This is a genomic window from Sphaerotilus sp. (genome assembly GCF_031429695.1).
Classification (GTDB): domain Bacteria; phylum Pseudomonadota; class Gammaproteobacteria; order Burkholderiales; family Burkholderiaceae_C; genus Sphaerotilus.
On record NZ_JANPAB010000069.1, the window covers coordinates 1 to 17,019 of the forward strand.

Below are 17,019 nucleotides of genomic sequence, written 5' to 3' on the forward strand. Positions count from 1 at the left end.
TCGTTTCGTGTTCGTCACGTTCGTTGCCCAGGTGATTTCCACCTATCGGTGTGTGCGAAATCATTAGATCAGGACAGTCATCGTCAGCGACCTGAAGCCCTCCCCCAGCGGGGGAGGGTTGGGTGGGGGCCTCGGGTTGTCAGAGACGCCACGCTCACACAACCCCCAACTGCACCCGCTTCCCCAGCACCTTCAACGCCTGCGCAATCCTCGGAATCTTCGACGGATGCCCCGGATCGAGCATCCGCCGCACCTCCTTCTCGTCCACCCCGAGCCGCCGCGCCAGATCCGACTTGCTGATCTGCGCCTCGCGCATCGCCTCATAGAGCGCCGCCTTGGCCGCCGTGTCGATCGGCAGAGCCACCTTCAGCTCGCCCGCCCGGACCCGGCTGGCGCGGGGCAGATCCTCCCCATCCTGCATCCGCGACTCGATGGCCGCCTGCAAGCACCCGGCCGCCACCTCCTCGCGGTCCTCGTGCGCGTCGGCCTGCGAGATCGCCTCGGGCACATCGCGGCAGGTCAGCACCCAGCCACCTTCTTCGGCGGGCGTGAAAAGAACCGGGTATTCGTAGGTACGCATCGTCATGGATCAGCTCCGGGTCAGTCGTGAAGGTCGCTTACGACCGTCTTGTGTCCATTGACCTGAAGGACACTTGGCTGGCCTTCATGGCGCCCAACGATCGGTCAAGAATGACCGAAATCTATCACCGCGCCACTACCATTGACGCCACATCGGAAGGATGTCGTCCATGAACGCCATCGTGATCCAGCACGTCCCCCTCTCGGCGCTTCCGCCCGCGTGGCAAGAGCGTTTGTCCAGCGAGGGGATGACCCACGGTCTGGTCACTGTCCGGATCGAGGAAGAAGCCCAGATCGAGTCGGCACACGACACCGACACAGCACCCATCCGCGATGCACGCACACGACTGCGCGGCAGCGTGCTGCGCTACGACAACCCGCTGGAGCCGGTGCTCGACGACCAACCCCACCCGGTACGCGAAGGCTGGGCCGAAGCCGCCCGCACCATCGCCGAACGAGGCGAGGACACCCTGGTCATGGGTGAGTTCAGCAACGAAGGCGACGATACGGCCATCGCCTGGGAACATCCAGCAACTGCAAGCAGGTAAGCGAGAATCCCACCCGCTGCCAAGAGCCGTATGCCAACCCCGACTGATACCCACCCGCCCTTCCGCCTCGACCGCACCCGCCAGGCCACCCCCCAGGTCTTCGAGCGCCTGCGCGAGCAGATCCTGACCCTGGCGCTCACCCCCGGCACGGTGCTGTCACGCGCCGAGCTGGCCGCGTCCTTCGGCGTGAGCCAGACGCCCGTGCGCGAGGCGTTGATCAAGCTCGGCGAGGAAGGACTGGTGGACATCTACCCGCAGCACGCAACCGTCGTCAGCCGCATCGGCTTGTCTGCTGCGCGGCAGGCGCATTTCCTGCGGCGCGCCATCGAGCTGGAGGCGGTCGCCACGCTGGCCGCGCAGGACAACGACGCGGTGGCCGCGCTGGTCCCCAAGCTGCACACGCTGATCGCCCAGCAAGCGCAGGCGATGCAGGCCGAAGACGGGCCGCTGTTCGTGCGCGCCGACCGGGCCTTTCACGCCGCGATGCTGGCAGCGGCTGGCGTGGCGGAACTGGCCGACCTGATCCACCAGCGCAGCGGACAGGTGGACCGGCTGCGGCTGCTGCACCTGCCAGCCCAAGGCAAGATGCAGGCGATCCTGGCCGACCACCGCCGCATCGTCGCCGCCATCGCCGACCACGACGCCCCCGCCGCGCGGCAGGCCCTGCGCGATCACCTCAGCGGCACGCTCCTCGTCGCCGACGCGATCCGCCAGCGCCACCCGGACTACATCACCGACTGACCGCCGCAGCCTGCGTCGGCCGGTAGGGCAGCTCCAGCCGGTAGGCCAGCGCGATGAACAGGCTCTGCGCCAGCCCCATCGTGGCCGTCAGCGAACGGAACCCGAAGGTCGCGCTGTCTTGCACGATCAGCGCCACGTCCGCTTCCCGTGCCAGCGGACTCATGCGGCTGTCGGTGAGCGCGATCAGGCGGGCGCCGCGTTGCACGGCCTGCTGCGCGACGGTGACGGTCTCTTCGGCGTAGGGGGAAAACGAGATCGCGATCATCACGTCGTCGGTGCGCACCGAGCGCATCTGGCCCTCGTGCATGCTGCCCATCGCCGTGACGAGGCCGATGCGCTTGTCCGTGTGCTGCAGCGCGTAGTCGAGGTAGACCGCCACCGGGAACGAGCGCCGCGAGCCCATGATCCAGATCGCCTGCGTGTCGGCAAGCAGATCGACCGCCCGCCCGAACGCCACCTCGTCCAGCGTGTTCTGCAGCTCCTGCATCCCCGCGAGGCTGCCGCCGAGGAATTCGTGGGCGATCTGCGCCGCGTTCAGGTTGGGCGCGCCGGACTCGATCACGTCGCGGATGCGGGCGCTGTAATTGCGACCGGGTGCAATCTGCTGCGACAAACCATCGCGGAAAACGCGCTGCAGCTCGGTGAAGCCGGTGAAACCGAAGTGCTTGGCGAAGCGCACCACCGCCGAAGGTTGCACGCCGCAGTGGGCGGCCACGTCCTGGATGCCCTCCAGCCCGAGGTGGTCGCGGTGCTGCTCGACGTAGCGGCCGATCAGCTTGAGCTGGCGGCTGAGCGACTCGTATTCGTCGGAAATCCGCTTGAGCAGCAGATCGACGGTCATCCTGGGGGCATTCGCGTTCATCGGCTTCGATTCTATGTCGCCCGCAGCGTGCCGCCGGTGCGGCGATAGACTGCCCGGATGCTCGACATCCTGTCCATCACCGGCCCCATCTATCTCATCATCGCCATCGGCTACTTCTGCGCCCGCCGTGGCGTCTTCGAGAAAACCGAGCTGCGCGCCTACGGCAAGTTCGTCATCAACGCGGCCCTTCCGGCGCTGCTGTTCAACGCCCTGAGCCAGCGGCGCATCGCCGATGTGCTCAACGTCAGCTACCTGCTGGTCTACGCGGCCGGCACGCTGGCGCTGGTCGTGGCGGCGATGGTCTGGGCGCGGCGGGTGGCCGGCAAGTCGTGGTCGGAGAGCGCCATCAGCACGATGGGCATGGCGTGTTCGAACAGCGGCTTCGTCGGCTATCCGATCATGGTGCTGCTGCTGCCGGCGGTGGCGGGGGTGGCGCTCGCGCTGAACATGCTGGTCGAGAACCTGATCGTGCTGCCGCTGCTGCTGGCGCTGGCCGACCGGGGCGACTCGCACCATCTGCCCTGGTGGCGCGTCGTCGGTCAGTCACTGGCGCGGCTGGCGACGAACCCGATGATCATTGGGCTGGTGCTGGGCTTCCTGGCCTCGGCGATCGGCTGGCAGTTGCCGGGGCCGCTGGCGCGCACGGTGACGCTGTTCGCGCAGGCCAGCAGCGCGCTGTCGCTGTTTGTCATCGGCGGCGCGCTGCACGGCCTGCCGCTCGCTGGCATGGGCCGCCAGATCGGGCCGATCGTGTTCGGCAAGCTGGTGCTGCACCCGCTGTTCATCCTCGCCGCGCTGGCGCTCGGCGCGGCGGTCGGCCTGCCCGCGCTCGCGCCCGAGTTGCGCACCGCACTGGTGATGAGCGCCGCGATGCCGATCATGGGCATCTACCCGATCCTGGCGCAACGGCATGGGCACGAGGGCTTCAGTGCGGCGGCGCTGCTGGGGACGACGCTGGGGTCGTTCGTGACGCTGAACCTGCTGCTGTGGATGTGGCACTGAAGCGCGACAGGGTCACCTGCAATGTATACACTGTCATCACACAGTCTGCCAGGAGCACCGCATGCGCACCACGACGACACGCATCTTCAAGAGCGGCAATTCACTGGCCGTTCGCATCCCCAAGGACATGCTGCCTGCGGAGATTCCCGAGGAAGCCCAGATCGAGTGGCACCAGGGTGTGTGGACCATCCGCCCGCTGCACCGGCAGTCGCTGGCAGGGTTGATGGACGTGTTCCGCGCTTTTCCAGCCGATTTCATGGCGGAGGGCCGCGAGTTCCACGAGCAGAAGGCGCGCGACTGGTCAGGGCTGTCCGATGACCAGCCCACGGCGGATTGACCCATGCGCTACATGCTCGACACCAACATCTGCATCTACCTGATGCGCCACCAGCCGCCCGAAGTGGCCGAGCGTTTCGCCCGCTGCGTCTATGGGGATGTGGTCATGTCGGTGGTGACACTGGCGGAACTGAAATGCGGCGTCAGCGAACGCGGCGAGGACCGATCGCGGGTGGCGGCCACCATCGAGCGGCTGACGGGTCTGGTGCCGCCCCTGGCGCTGGACGAGGATGCGGCCGACCAGTATGCACAGCTCTACAAGGCGGTGCGCGACCGCCGCCGCGACGCACTGGACCGCCTCATCGCCGCCCACGCGCTGGCGGCGGATTGCGTGCTGGTCACCAACAACGAGGCGGATTTCCGCGACTACCCAGGGCTGCGGCTGGAAAACTGGGCAGCCGCACAGTGACTCACGCGGTCATTGGCACACGAAGCTGGCCGCACTCTCCAGATCCGTCGCCCCGCTCCTGAGGACCGCGTGCTTCGGATACGCGCACAGCGGGCGACTGCGCGTGCTGGACCATGCCGCCGGCTTGTCGGCGTTGCCAGCACCGACCGTGGCGACGATGGTGTCGGGCGCACTGCCCTTCTCGACCCAGTCCACCAGCGGCGTGAACGCATCGAAACTGTCCGTCGCGGTCCCGCCGCCGCAGTGGTTCATGCCGGGGACCAGGAACAGGCGTGCATAGCTCGCCGCCGCCGTGTCCTTGGCCTGCAGACGGCTGTACCACGAGGCCGTGTGGTTGGACGAGAACACCGGGTCGGCCGTGCCGTGGTAGACCAGCAACTTGCCCTTGGCTTTCAGCGCCGGCAGGTTCAGCGGGTCCGGCATGCCCATGAAGTCCATCGCGGACTGCGTGAAGGTGGCGTTGGTGCCGTAGATGGCGGTGTAGGCCGTGTCCATCTTGAAGTTCTGCCAGTAGCTGGTGGCTGCAGCCGACATCGGCCCGATCGGGGCGACCGGCGGAGTGGCCCAGACGTTGCCCATCGCGATGGCGCCGAGGTTCGGGTTGAGGAAGGTTTTCCAGAACGACCAGCCACCGCCCACCAGACCCGGATCCCACGCCCAGTCCGCATAGAGCACATCGCCGGCGCTGGTCTTCGGCCCGGCGAAGACGGCGGCCAGCGCGGTTTTCTGCACCGCGCTCAGGCAGGTGCCGTCCGGCGTCACGCCCGTGGCGCATTGGGGCACGTCGGTGCTGAAGTTGAACGCTGTTTTGCAGCCGGCCTGGTCGGTGACGATGCCGTCCGCCGCGCCGTCGAGCGCGTCGCACTTGGCCAGGATCTTCGACGCGACGAGCGCCAGATCCTTGGCGGCAAATGCATTGGCGATGTTGGCGTTGACCGTGGCGAACTGCTGGGTGTCGTGGATCTGCGCGATGCTGGCCTTCGGCAGGTCCATGCCGGGATTGCCGGCGATGATGCCGTCGAACTGGTCCGCGAACCGGGACGCCGCCATCAGACCGGAGTGCCCACCCTTGGAACAGCCGGTGTAGTACGCGCGGCTGGGCGCCACGCCGTAGAACTGCGTGACGATCTTCTTGGCCAGCGGTGTCAGGGTGCCCAGTGCGTTGTAGCCGTAGTCGGCGCGCGCCTGGGGATCGAGGCCGAAACTGCCGTCCAGGCCGCCCGCCCCGTCGGTGTGGCCGCCATCGCTGCTGACCACGGCGTAACCCAGGCTCAGCGCGTTGGTCTTGCCACCGAGCGCGGAAGTGCCCAGCGGATCATTGATGGCGCCATCCAGGCCGCCGTCACCGGAGTAAAAGAACTTGCCGTTCCAGCCGGAAGCCGGCAGGCGAATGTCGTACCCGATCGCATAGGACTTGCCGTCGATGCCCGTGCGCTGGTTGACCGCGCCCTTGACCTGGCAGTGCGCCGGATAGCTGCTGGCCAAACCCCCCGCGCCGCTGGCGGCGGTGGACACGGCCGAGGCCACCGCCAGCCCGGACAGGTTCAAGGCGGCCGTGGTGACGCTGGCGCACGCCATTTGCACGGGCGGTGTGGCGACATCGCCATCCCCGCCGCCGCAAGCCGAAAGCGCCCCGATGGCCACCAGCGACAGCGCACCAGGGAAGTAGGTCTTGGTCTGGTTCATGGGTTGTCTCCAATGCTTCAAGTCTGAGTGGCCGCAGACTAAGCGCCTCCTTTCGATTGGCCTGTCATCTGCGATGGGGACAAGGACGGCACCCGGGAGGCAGGCAAGTCCCGATGGCGCGACAACCGGTTCTGGCTGAACATGCGGCCATGCAAATCATCCCGATGCCCGCCAAGGTTGCGCCGGACCTGGATCCGTCGTGGCAAGCCCAGGACGCTTTGGCTGGCGTGGTCGGGGCCATGGGCGATCCCCGTTTCGGCACCGAAGCCCTGGCGCAACTGAATCGGTGGATGCCGCTGTGCTGGTGGTCGGTGTACCAGCTCTTCAGCGACCAGCCTCCCGCCATGCACCTGTCCGGCAGCCACGGGGTGGAGGACGGCACACACGCCTCCTGGAAGGCTTACCGGACGTCGCTGTACCGCCGTGATGCCACGTTCGCGATGGCGCACGAAGCCTTGCGGGACTGTCAGCCACTGCTGATGCACTGGCACGCGCACGAGTTTTCAACGGCGCACCGCGAGCAGATCTACACCCGCCACGGCCTGCGCGAGCGGGTGTCCATCGTGTCCAGCCAAGGGGACAGCGGCGCCTTGCTGGCCGTCAATTTCTACCGCCACGAAGCACAGCCCCAGTTTCAGGACGAGGAGCTGGACGCCCTGGGCCGCAGCGCACGGCTGCTGCTGGCCTGTGTGCGCCAGCACCTGGGCAGCCACCGCCGGGATGTGCTGAACGAGCTGACGCTGCGCGAGCGCGAGGTCTGCGAACGCATGCTCAAGGGCTGGACCCACGAGGGGATTGCCGCCGACCTGGGTGTGTCGGCGTCCACGGTGAAGACCTACCGCGACCGGGCCTTCGAACGGCTGGGCGTCCACCACCGCAACGAGCTGTTCGCGCTGGTCAGCGGGCGCCTCGGCTAGCCATCCGCTGCGTCCGCCCGTCCTCATTCAGGAGGACAGCCGACGCGATCCAAACGGGCTACTGTCCTATAAACGACGCCCTCCCATGACCCCATTCCAGATTGCATCGATCGCCGATGTTCGAGATGTCGAACAGGGGCCTTACGCCGCCTTCATGGCGCACACCACGGTCCATGCCGCCCTGGAGCAGGTGGCGGCTAGGTACCCCAGGCGCACCGCCCTGACCGCCATTGACGACCCGGCGTCGGTGGTCCATGTGCGCCAATGGACCCATGAAGAACTGCTGGCCGACGTGCGGCGCACGGCCAACCTGTTCCGGGCCTTGTGTTCCGGTCGCACGCCTTGCATCGCCCTGCTGCTGCCGCCGATACCGGAAGCCCACCTCGCGCTGTGGGGGGCCGAGACGGCCGGCACCGTCTGCCCGATCAATTTCCAGTTGAACACCGAGCACATCGCCGCCATCGTCCGTGCGTCTGGCGCGGAGATCCTGGTGGCGCTGGGCCCGGCGCCTGACCTGGACATCTGGCCGCGGGTGGACGCCATCCTCGCCGAATGCCCTGGTGTGCAGCATGTACTGGCCGTGCCCGCCGATCCGCAGGACGCGCTGCCGGCTGGCGTGCGCAGCTTCCTGTCGGAGCTGTCGCAGCAGCGGGGTGACGCCCTCGACTTCGACCCTTCCCCCCAGACACTGGCCGCACTGTTCCACACCGGCGGAACGACGGGCGCCCCCAAACTCACCCGCCACACCCACCAGAACCAGCTACACGCTGCCTGGGGCGCGGCGCAGATGTTCAGCACCCGTGAGCAGGATGTCATCCTCAATGGCTTCCCCTTGTTCCATGTGGCCGGCGCGTTCGTCTTCGGCCTGTCCACCCTGCTCGCGGGCGGCGAGGTGGTGCTGCCCACGCGCCTGGGGCTGCGCCATGCCGGCCTGATGGCGCGCCTCGGCAAGGTGATCGAGCAGCGCGGCATCACCTTGCTCGCTGCCGTGCCGACGGTGATCGCGGGCCTGCTGTCGCTGAATCTGGACAACGCGCCACTGCGCTCGGTGCGTGCCCTGCTGACCGGAGGCTCACCGCTGCCGGACGAACTGGCGGCCCGCTTCGAGCAGCGCCACCACATCCCGGTGCGCAACATCCTCGGCATGACCGAGAGTGCGGGTGTCATCAGCATCGAGCCGCTGGCCGGCCCGCGAACGCCCGGCTCCTGCGGCCTGCCCCTGCCCTTCACCGAAGTGCGGGTGCTGCGCGGCGACGGCACGCTGGCGGCCCTGGGAGAACCCGGCATCGTGCGCGTGCGCGGCCCCAACGTCAGCCCCGGCTACACCGAGGCCGCACGCGACGCGGGCACCTTCGAAGACGGCTGGCTCGTCAGCGGCGACATCGGCCATGTCGATGCGGCCGGTCGCCTCTTCATCACCGGACGGGCCAAGGACGTCATCATCCGCGGCGCGCACAACATCGATCCCGGCCTGATCGAAAGTGCGCTGCTGCGCCACCCGGACGTTCTCATGGCTGCAGCGGTCGGCGCACCCGACGCCTACGCGGGCGAGTTGCCCGTGGCCTTCGTCTCGCTCAAGCCGGGGGCACAGCTCAGCGCCGAGACCCTGGCCGCCTTTGCAGCACCCCACATCGCGGAGCGTCCCGCCGTGCCCAAGCGCATCGACATCGTCCCGGCGATTCCGATGACCGCCGTCGGCAAGGTCTACAAGCCGGCGCTGCGGGTGCTGGCCACGCGGCGGGTGATCGACGAACTGCTGGCCTCGAACGGGCTGACCGCGCAGGTGCAGGCACTGGTGCAGGAAAGCCCTGGCGGTCTGGCCATCGAGTTCCGCCTGACCCAGGCCGGGGACGACGCTGCCGCAGAGGTCCGGGTCCGTCACATGATGGCGCCCTTTCCGCTGGCCTTCACCGTGACTGGTTCATGACGAGGACCGCATGAACACGCCCGTTCGAGTCGAGGTCCGCGAGGCCATCCTGACCATCACCCTTGATGCACCGGAGCGCCGCAACGCGCTGACCCCCGAGATGCTGTGTCGGCTGGCGGATGCGGTCCTGGCCTTCGCGGCGGACCCGGATCTTCGGGTGGCGGTCATCACGGGCGTCGGCTACCGCGCTTTCTGCGCCGGAGGCGATCTGGCGCGCACCTTGCCGCTCATGACCGGCAGTCGCCCGCCAGAGGACGACTGGGATCGGCGCGTGCTGGACGATCCGCAGGTGCTGGCCGCCTCCGGGTTGCGGGACTTCGCACTCGACAAGCCCGTGATCGCGGCCATCAACGGGGCCTGCATGGCCGCCGGATTCGAGCTGATGCTGGGCACGGACATTCGCATCGCCGCCGAACACGCTACCTTCGGCTTGCCCGAGGTGCAGCGGGCCGTGCTGCCGTTTGCCGGTTCGATGGTGCGCCTGCCGCGCCAGATTCCCCAGGCGCTGGCGATGGAGCTGCTGCTGACCGGTGAGCCGATCTCGGCAGCCGAGGCCTGGCGCATCGGTCTGGTCAACCGCGTCGTGGCGGCCGACCGGGTCATGCCTGTCGCAATGGGGATGGCCGAACGCATCGCACGCAACGGACCGCTGGCCGTGCAGGCGGTCAAGCGCACCGTGCGCCAGGCCAGCGGCCAGCCACTCGACGCGGGTTTTCAGATGGAAAACGAAGCCAAGCGGCAGGTGCTGTCCACCGAGGACGCCCGCGAAGGCCCGCACGCCTTCATGGAAAAGCGCCCGCCGGTCTACCGGGGACAGTGAACAGGCCGCCAAGGCAGGCCAGTGCCTCCTGCGTCTCAGTCGCCCTTGAAGCCGGTGGCCTTGACGATGGCGGCCCAGCGTTGAGCCTCGGCCTTGAGCATGCGTTCCGTATCGGCTCGCGACGTACCGGAAGCACTGAACCCCGCTTCGACAATGCGCGACCGGCTGTCGGGTGCCTGCACGGCGGCCACGGTCTGCCGGTTCAGCAGGTCCAGGATCACCGACGGTGCCCCGGTCGGCGCCAGAACGGCAAACCAGGCGGAGAAATCGATCCTGGGAAAGCCGACTTCCGCGAAGGTCGGAACCTCCGGCAGCAGCGTGGAACGCACAGGGGCCGTGGTCGCCAGCGCCCGCAGCTTGCCGCCCTTGATCTGCGCCACCCCCAGCGCGGTGGACACGAAGGCCCCCGCCACATCCCCCGCCAGCAGGCCGGTCAGGGCATCGCCCGTGGCGCGGTAGTGGATCGGCTCGACAGAAAACCCCGCGGCCTCGCCGAACATCTCCGCACCGAAATGTCCCGAGGTGCCGGCGCCAAACGTCCCGAAGTTGACCTTGTCTGGCTTGCCCTTGTAGGCCCTGGCAAAGTCCGCCACGGTCTGGTGAGGCGACTTCATCGGCACCGCCAGCAGGAAATCGACCTTGCCCACCTCGCTGACCCCGACCAGCTCTCGGGCCGGGTCGTAGGGCAGTTTGCTGAAGGCGGCCGGCGCGATCGCGATGGACCCGACCTCGCCGAGCAGGAGGCTGTAGCCATCGGCGGGACTCTTGGCCACGTTCTGCGCGGCGATCTGCCCGCCCGCGCCGGCCCGGTTGTCTACCACGACCTGCTGCTTGAGCAATTCGCCGAGCCGCGTGGCCAGCAGGCGGGCCAGGACATCGGGCGCGGTCCCGGGTGCGTAGCCGACCACCAGGCGCACAGGCTTGTCGGGATAGGTCTCGGCGCGGCCGATCAGCGGCAGAGGCGCCAGAACGGCAGCGGAGGCGGCGGCCAGCAATTGTCGGCGGCGGGTGTCGGGCATGGATCGCTCCTGAAGTTCATCCGCAGTCTGACGACTGCGCCACAGGCTGGATGTCCTCCGCGATGGGGACGTGACGATGGCGGCACGGGCTGCGCTTCCCATGACAATGCCGCCTGCCCGCACCGCCCACGGACGGCTTGCACAATGCTTGAGCATCTTGTCCATCACCGGAGCGCCGACATGGCCCGCAACACCGAAATCAAGGCCCGCATCGCCGACCTCGACGCCCTCGCCCGCCGCGTCGCTCCGCTGGCCACCACCGGGCCGACCGAGATCGCCCAGGACGACACCTTCTTCGCCTGCCCGCACGGCCGCCTGAAGCTGCGCGACTTCGGCGACGGACGCGGCGAGCTGATCTTCTACCAGCGCGCCGACCAGACCGGCCCGAAGACCTCGTTCTACGCCATCACGCCCACCGGATCGCCCGACACGCTGCGCGAGGTGCTGACGCTCGCGCACGGCCAGACCGGCCGCGTCGTCAAGCAGCGCACGCTCTACCTCGTCGGCCGCACGCGGGTGCATCTGGACCGGGTCGAGGGACTTGGGACGTTCATGGAGCTGGAGGTCGTGCTGCGCGATGGTGAGCCCGTCGAAGCGGGCGAGCGGGAGGCACACGACCTGATGCAGCAACTCGGCATCGAACCGGCGCAGTTGATCGACCGGGCCTATGTGGACATGAGTCACCCGCGACACCTGGCGCGACGGCATTGCTGACGGATGGCCGACCTGCGCGCCCGCGCTCACCACCGCAACGTCGCGCCCTTACTCCCCTGGATAGCGCAGCCCGATCTGTGCCCGGATCGTGTCCAGCGTCTGCATGATCGCGACACTTTCCTCCGGGGGCAGGATGTCGCCGGCCAGCATTCCAGCGGCCACCAGCCTTTCGATCTCGTCGGCCTGGAACTGCATGCCGCGCCCCGGCACATCGGACACGTAGGTCTCGATCACCTTGTCTTCGCTGTCGAGGAGGCGGAACGAGGTTGGCGCGTACCAGGTCGCGTCGATGTCGATGCGGGCCTCGGTGCCCAGGATGGACGCGACGTTGCGCCCGGCGTTGTCGCTGGAGGAGATCGTCGTCGAGAGGGCGCCGCCGCCGTGGCGGAAGAGGGTGGCCACCTCGGCGTCGGCGCCCGTGGCCTTGAACCGCGCCATGGACAGGATCTCCTCCGGCTGGCCCAGGATGTCCCAGGCGAACGACACCGGGTAGATGCCCAGATCGAGCAGCGCCCCGCCGCCGAGTTCGAGCGCATTGAGCCGGTGCAGGGGATCATCGGGCAGATCGCGCGTGTGGTCGGCGACGACCGAATGGACGGTGCCGAGCGCCCCCGAGGCGATCAGTTCGCGGATGCGGACCATGTGCGGGAGGAACCGTGTCCACATCGCCTCCAGCACGACAAGCTTCCTGGCCTTCGCCAGATCGACGATCTCGCGCGCCTCGGCGGCATTGACGGTGATCGGTTTTTCGATCAGAACATGCTTGCCAGCGTTCAGTGCGGCCATTGCATTGCCCGCATGCATCGGGTGTGGTGTCGCCACGTAGACGATATCGACCTGCGGATCGGCCACCAGACTTTCGTAGCTGCCGTGGGCGTTCGGGATGCCGAAACGGGCGGCGAAACGCTCCGCGTTTTCCTGCGTCCGCGACCCCACGCTGCTGACCTGGTGCCCGGTGAGCAGCAGATCCTTGACAAACAGATCGGCGATCCAGCCGGTCCCGAGAATTCCCCAACGCAGCAGTGTCGTCATGCCAATTCCTTTTTCTCTCTGACGCCAGTGCGATTGGCGCTCACTTGAACACGACGGTCTTGTGCCCATTGAGCAGCACACGCCGCTCGCTGTGCCACTTCACCGCCCGCGCCAGCACCTGGCTCTCGGTGTCCCGCCCGATCGCCGTCAGGTCGTCCACCGTCAGGCTGTGGTCCACGCGGGCCACGTCCTGCTCGATGATCGGGCCTTCATCCAGATCCGCCGTCACGTAGTGCGCGGTGGCGCCGATCAGCTTCACGCCGCGGTCGTGCGCCTGGTAATACGGCTTCGCGCCCTTGAAGCTCGGCAGGAAACTGTGGTGGATGTTGATCGCCCGCCCGCTCAGCGCCCGGCACATCGGGTCCGACAGGATTTGCATGTAGCGCGCCAGGATCACCAGCTCCGCCCCTTCCGCCCGCACGATGTCGAGCTGGCGGGCTTCGACTTCCTGCTTGGTGGACGCGGTCATCGGCAGGTGGTGGAAGGGGATGTTGTAGCTGGCGGCGAGCTGGTAGAAGTCGCGGTGGTTCGAGACGATCGCCTTGACCTCGATCGGCAGCGCGCCACTCTTGCAGCGGAACAGCAGGTCGTTGATGCAGTGCCCGTGCTGGCTGACGAAGATGACGGTGGGCATGCGCTGGTCGGCGCGGTGCAGATCGACGGTCATCGTCCACTGCGCCGCCAGATCCTGCAGCGCCGCATCCAGCTGCTCACGACTGGCCTGTGCGCACACAAACTGCACGCGCATGAAGAACAGGCCCGTCTGCTGGTCGTTGTATTGCGCGGCTTCCTGGATGTTGGCGCCGTGCTCGAACAGCCGGCCTGAAACCGCGTGGACAATGCCCGGCTGGTCGGGGCAGGAGAGCGTGAGGACGTAAGCGGCGGCAGTGGTCATGGTGGTGTGAGAAGAACTCAGGGCTGCTGGTCGAGGAACTGCGTGAACTGGGCCAGCACCTCGGGCGCGACGCCGACATTGTGCTGGGTCGCGGGGTAGGCGCCGCTGTCCACGTCCGTGCGGAACTCGGAGAACGCGGCCACGCGCTCGGCCTGCAGGCGGGCGTGTTCGGCGGCGAAGTTGCGGTAGACCTTGGCGTGGCGGGGGATGTGGCCGGTGTTGGCGCCGAGCACGTCGCTGGCGAAGAGGTATTGCGCATCACCGCCGGCACCGGCGCCCATCGAGATCAGCAGCAGGCTGGTGCGCGTCGAAATCGCCGCGGCGATGTCGGCTGGCACGACTTCGATCTCCGCGGCGAAGGCGCCCGCTTCTTCGAGCGCCTTGACCTGGCGGTACACGAGCTGCGCCGTTTCCAGCGTCTTGCCAACGGCCTTGAAACCACCCGTCCAGGTGCATTGAGAGGGGATCAACCCCGTGTGGCCGCAGACGGGGATGCCCTCGTCGCGCAGCCGGCGCACGATGCCCATGCTCGCGGCGCAGTAGACCGCGTCGCCGCCGGCCTTCATGGCAGCGAAGGCCGCACGCAGGTACTCCTCGGCGCTGACAAAGTCGCCGTATTCGAGGCCGGGAAAGGCGAACAGCGTCGGCGCTGCTTCGCGGAAGGCAGGGCCAAGCAGCGCGGGCGGCACCGAGACCAGGTCCACCCCGGCCTGCTGCGCAGCCGCCGCCTCGTCGAGCGTCTCGATGCGCAGCATGCTGAGTTGGCGCTGGCCCTTGAGGGCGCGCAGGTCGGCGATCGTCGGGCGTTGGGGCTTTTTCATGGGGGCTCTCAGAGCAGGGACTTGAGCTTGACGCCGACATCCGCCAGCGCCTCGGGTGAGGGTTGGCGGCGCCGCTCGACGAGCATGCACGCCAGCTTGAATTCCTTGGCGAGCGCCGACACAGGCCCGAAGCCGCTGGCGCCGACCAGCCGACCGGCGGCGTCAAGGTGGAAGTCGATCGACGCACCGCCAGCGAGCGGGCGCGTGACGACCGAGGCGCCGAGCGCCGGCTCGCCGCTGACCTGGATCTGGTGGTCGAACTGGTCGGACCAGAACCACGGTGAGGCGTCGAAGGCCATGCCCTGGCCGAGCATGTTGGCCGCCGCGACGCGGGCCTGCGTCTCGGCGTTCTGCCAGGTTTCCTGTCGGATCGGCTGGCCGCCGAGCGGGCTGGGGAATTCGGCCACGTCGCCGGCCGCGAAGACGCCGGGGGCGCTGGTGGCGAGCTGCGCGTCCACGGCGATGCCGCTGCGGCCGAGTGCCAGACCCGCCTGCGCCGCCAGCTCGGTGGCCGGCGCGATGCCGATGCCGACGAGGACGGTGTCGGCCACGAGCGCCGTGCCGTCGTTCAGCGTGACCTGCGTCGAGCCGTCGGGCTGGCGTTCGAACGCCGTCGGCAGCGTCCCGAGGCGAACCTCGACACCCCGCGCCCGGTGCAGCGCAAGCACCTGCGCACCGATGGCCTCGGGCACCGCGCGACCGAGCAGGCGCGGCGCCCCCTCGATCACCGTGACCTCGCAGCCCCGCTGCCAGGCGGACGCGGCCACCTCCAGCCCGATGAAGCCACCGCCGACGATGACCACGCGGGCGCCGGGTTGCAACTGTGCGGCGATCTGGGCGGCGTCGTCGAGCGTGCGCAGGCCGAGGATGCCGGGCAGGTCCGCGCCGGGGATGTCGAGCCGGCGCAGGTGCCCGCCGGTCGCCAGCAGCAGCGCCTCGTAGGCGATGCGCCGCTCGGCCCGCTGCGGCCCGCCGGTGATGACCACCTCGCGCTGCACCGGGTCGATCGACTCCACCCAGGCGACGACGTGGCTGATCTGGTCGGCGTCGTAGTCTGCGGCGGGGCGCAGCGCGCACGAGGCCGCGTCCTGCGCGCCGGTCAGCAGGCCCTTGGACAGCGGCGGGCGTTCGTAGGGCAGGTGCGGTTCGGCGCCGATCAGCACGATCGGGCCGGTCCAGCCGAAGGCGCGCAATGCCTGCGCAGCCCGACCGCCGACGTGGCCGGCACCGACGATCACCATGGCGCGGGGAGTAGGCATGCTCGGACCGTCCTCAGACTTCGATGAAGATGCGACCGTCCTCGACCTTGGCCGGGTAGGTCTTCAGCGCCACGCACACCGGCGCGCCGAGAGGCCGGCCGTTGCGGATGTCGAAGCGGCCGTTGTGCTTGGGGCACTCGATGACGTGCTCCATCACGAGGCCGTCGCAGAGATGCACCTTCTCGTGGGTACACAGGCCGTCGGTGGCATAGACGGCGCCATCGACGCGGTAGACGGCGTAGGTCTGGCCGGCGTGGTCGAAGCGGGACACGTCCTCGTCGTCGATGTCATCGAGGGGGCAGACGTTGATCCAGGTGGGCATGGAAGAAGCTCCGGGTAGGTGCCCGCCTGCGCGGGCATGACGATGGGGAAATCAGACCGCGCGGGCGGGCACCGGGCGCACGATGTGCCACGCCGGCTCGCGGCGCTGGCGCCACAGGGCCGGCAGTATCTCGCGGTACGCCTCGGCGGTGCCACTGTAGGCGGGCGGGCAGTCGGCCTGGATGGCGTCGTGCAGCTTCGGCAGCGCGTGGTACGGCACCATCGGGAACATGTGGTGCTCGACGTGGTAGTTCATGTTCCAGTAGAGGAAACGGAACACCGGGTTCATCTTCACCGTGCGGCAGTTGCGGCGGTGGTCGAGCACGTTCTCGGGCAGGCCGGCGTGCTGCGTCAGGCCGAAGAAGTTGTAGAGCCATGCCCCGGCCATCGACGGCAGGCCGATGTAGAACAGCGGCAGCCAGCTCTGGGCGACCACCGCCAGGCCGATCACCGCCGCGTAGATCGCCACCCAGATCCGCGCCTCGCGCACCATCTTCGGCCACTCCATCTCGGGCACGAAGGTCTTCTCCGCCTCGTCGAGCCGCCCGAAGGCATTGGCGATGATCCGGGCGTACTCGGTCGGGGCGTTCTTGGCCGCGAAGCAGTTCAGCGCCATCGTCAGCAGGTCGGTCGGCACCGGCGCGGCGATTTCCGGGTCACGGCCGACGACCAGCGTGTCGGTGTGGTGGCGGGCGTGGCTCCAGCGCCAGCGGGTCGGGCGTCGCAGCACCATGAAACACGCCACCTGGTACAGCGCCTCGCTCATCCAGCGGGTCTTGAAGCAGGTGCCGTGGCCGGCTTCGTGCCAGCGCGAGTCGGCCGGGCCGCAATACAGCGTGGCGTAGAGGAAAAACGCCGGCACGAACCACCCCGTGCCCCAGGCCCACGCCATCAGCGCCCCCGCCCCGATCACCAGCGCGAACCACAGCGCGGTGTCGCGGATCGCGTGGGCGTCGTCGCGCTGCATCAACTGCTTCATCAGCGGACGCGGCACGGCGCACTTGTACCAGTCGCCGTTGACCAGCCCGGCCGCCGCTGCACGGTCGCCCGCGCCGCCGATCAATCGGTAGTCGTCGAGGTGGGGAGCCGGGTCGGTCATCGTGTCGCTGCGCATGGCGTGGTTCGTTTCGT

19 protein-coding genes are annotated in these 17,019 nt (G+C 68.4%); 9 read left to right on the forward strand and 10 right to left on the reverse strand.

Going from position 1 to position 17,019, the window contains the following annotated elements; translation table 11 throughout:
* Nucleotides 1-154: 154 nt before the first annotated feature.
* Nucleotides 155-586, reverse strand: a complete 432-nt coding sequence (locus RMP06_RS13400) for a type II toxin-antitoxin system HicB family antitoxin (RefSeq protein WP_310462279.1) — start codon at nt 584-586, stop codon at nt 155-157.
* Between the two features lie 163 nt (nt 587-749).
* On the opposite strand from RMP06_RS13400, the gene RMP06_RS13405 reads away from it, so the two are divergent.
* Together RMP06_RS13405 and RMP06_RS13410 are read left to right on the forward strand one after the other, a co-directional pair.
* The gene (locus tag RMP06_RS13405) at nt 750-1,127 is read left to right on the forward strand and encodes a hypothetical protein (protein ID WP_310462280.1); all 378 of its coding nucleotides are present in this window, start codon (nt 750-752) and stop codon (nt 1,125-1,127) included.
* Nucleotides 1,128-1,157: 30 nt separating this feature from the next.
* Nucleotides 1,158-1,868, forward strand: coding sequence for a GntR family transcriptional regulator (locus RMP06_RS13410; RefSeq protein ID WP_310462281.1), 711 nt, complete (start codon nt 1,158-1,160; stop codon nt 1,866-1,868).
* On the opposite strand, the gene RMP06_RS13415 is transcribed toward RMP06_RS13410, so the two are convergent.
* Entirely contained in the window at nt 1,858-2,730 is an 873-nt protein-coding gene (locus RMP06_RS13415) for a MurR/RpiR family transcriptional regulator (protein WP_310462282.1), read from the reverse strand. The two genes, RMP06_RS13410 and RMP06_RS13415, sit on opposite strands and share 11 nt — an antisense overlap.
* Before the next feature lie 57 nt (nt 2,731-2,787).
* Here RMP06_RS13415 and RMP06_RS13420 point away from each other — a divergent pair, with 57 nt between their 5' ends.
* The 3 genes from RMP06_RS13420 to RMP06_RS13430 all read left to right on the forward strand — a co-directional run bounded on the left by RMP06_RS13420 (nt 2,788) and on the right by RMP06_RS13430 (nt 4,477).
* Nucleotides 2,788-3,732: an AEC family transporter gene (locus RMP06_RS13420; RefSeq protein WP_310462283.1), complete on the forward strand. Its 945-nt coding sequence runs from the start codon at nt 2,788-2,790 to the stop codon at nt 3,730-3,732.
* 61 nt (nt 3,733-3,793) lie between these two features.
* Nucleotides 3,794-4,069 (forward strand): antitoxin, encoded by a 276-nt coding sequence (locus tag RMP06_RS13425; RefSeq protein ID WP_310462284.1) that lies wholly within the window; start codon nt 3,794-3,796, stop codon nt 4,067-4,069.
* 3 nt (nt 4,070-4,072) lie between these two features.
* Nucleotides 4,073-4,477, forward strand: coding sequence for a type II toxin-antitoxin system VapC family toxin (locus tag RMP06_RS13430; protein WP_310462285.1), 405 nt, complete (start codon nt 4,073-4,075; stop codon nt 4,475-4,477).
* A 9-nt stretch (nt 4,478-4,486) separates the two neighbouring features.
* On the opposite strand, the gene RMP06_RS13435 is transcribed toward RMP06_RS13430, so the two are convergent.
* Entirely contained in the window at nt 4,487-6,163 is a 1,677-nt protein-coding gene (locus tag RMP06_RS13435; RefSeq protein WP_310462286.1) for a tannase/feruloyl esterase family alpha/beta hydrolase, read from the reverse strand.
* Nucleotides 6,164-6,312: 149 nt separating this feature from the next.
* On the opposite strand from RMP06_RS13435, the gene RMP06_RS13440 reads away from it, so the two are divergent.
* The 3 genes from RMP06_RS13440 (at nt 6,313) to RMP06_RS13450 (ending at nt 9,827) form a co-directional block, all read left to right on the forward strand.
* Nucleotides 6,313-7,080, forward strand: a complete 768-nt coding sequence (locus tag RMP06_RS13440; protein ID WP_310462287.1) for a helix-turn-helix transcriptional regulator — start codon at nt 6,313-6,315, stop codon at nt 7,078-7,080.
* Between the two features lie 85 nt (nt 7,081-7,165).
* On the forward strand, nt 7,166-9,007 hold the full coding sequence (locus tag RMP06_RS13445) for an AMP-binding protein (RefSeq protein ID WP_310462288.1): 1,842 nt from the start codon (nt 7,166-7,168) through the stop codon (nt 9,005-9,007).
* A 10-nt stretch (nt 9,008-9,017) separates the two neighbouring features.
* Nucleotides 9,018-9,827 (forward strand): enoyl-CoA hydratase/isomerase family protein, encoded by an 810-nt coding sequence (locus RMP06_RS13450; RefSeq protein WP_310462289.1) that lies wholly within the window; start codon nt 9,018-9,020, stop codon nt 9,825-9,827.
* Between the two features lie 35 nt (nt 9,828-9,862).
* On the opposite strand, the gene RMP06_RS13455 is transcribed toward RMP06_RS13450, so the two are convergent.
* A complete protein-coding gene (locus RMP06_RS13455) occupies nt 9,863-10,846 on the reverse strand; it encodes a Bug family tripartite tricarboxylate transporter substrate binding protein (protein WP_310462290.1) in 984 nt (327 codons plus the stop codon).
* Nucleotides 10,847-11,026: 180 nt separating this feature from the next.
* Between RMP06_RS13455 and RMP06_RS13460 the strand changes: the two genes are divergently transcribed.
* Nucleotides 11,027-11,560: a class IV adenylate cyclase gene (locus RMP06_RS13460; RefSeq protein WP_310462291.1), complete on the forward strand. Its 534-nt coding sequence runs from the start codon at nt 11,027-11,029 to the stop codon at nt 11,558-11,560.
* A 48-nt stretch (nt 11,561-11,608) separates the two neighbouring features.
* On the opposite strand, the gene RMP06_RS13465 is transcribed toward RMP06_RS13460, so the two are convergent.
* The 6 genes from RMP06_RS13465 to RMP06_RS13490 are packed head-to-tail and all read right to left on the reverse strand — an operon-like array spanning nt 11,609 to nt 17,002.
* Nucleotides 11,609-12,592, reverse strand: a complete 984-nt coding sequence (locus tag RMP06_RS13465) for a Gfo/Idh/MocA family protein (protein WP_310462292.1) — start codon at nt 12,590-12,592, stop codon at nt 11,609-11,611.
* A 40-nt stretch (nt 12,593-12,632) separates the two neighbouring features.
* Entirely contained in the window at nt 12,633-13,487 is an 855-nt protein-coding gene (gene purU / locus RMP06_RS13470) for a formyltetrahydrofolate deformylase (RefSeq protein WP_310462293.1), read from the reverse strand.
* A 17-nt stretch (nt 13,488-13,504) separates the two neighbouring features.
* A complete protein-coding gene (locus tag RMP06_RS13475) occupies nt 13,505-14,308 on the reverse strand; it encodes a 3-methyl-2-oxobutanoate hydroxymethyltransferase (protein WP_310462294.1) in 804 nt (267 codons plus the stop codon).
* An 8-nt stretch (nt 14,309-14,316) separates the two neighbouring features.
* Nucleotides 14,317-15,567, reverse strand: a complete 1,251-nt coding sequence (locus tag RMP06_RS13480) for an NAD(P)/FAD-dependent oxidoreductase (RefSeq protein WP_310462295.1) — start codon at nt 15,565-15,567, stop codon at nt 14,317-14,319.
* A gap of 13 nt (nt 15,568-15,580) precedes the next feature.
* Nucleotides 15,581-15,889 (reverse strand): MocE family 2Fe-2S type ferredoxin, encoded by a 309-nt coding sequence (locus RMP06_RS13485; RefSeq protein WP_310462296.1) that lies wholly within the window; start codon nt 15,887-15,889, stop codon nt 15,581-15,583.
* A 51-nt stretch (nt 15,890-15,940) separates the two neighbouring features.
* Nucleotides 15,941-17,002 (reverse strand): fatty acid desaturase family protein, encoded by a 1,062-nt coding sequence (locus tag RMP06_RS13490; protein WP_310462297.1) that lies wholly within the window; start codon nt 17,000-17,002, stop codon nt 15,941-15,943.
* Nucleotides 17,003-17,019: the final 17 nt, after the last annotated feature.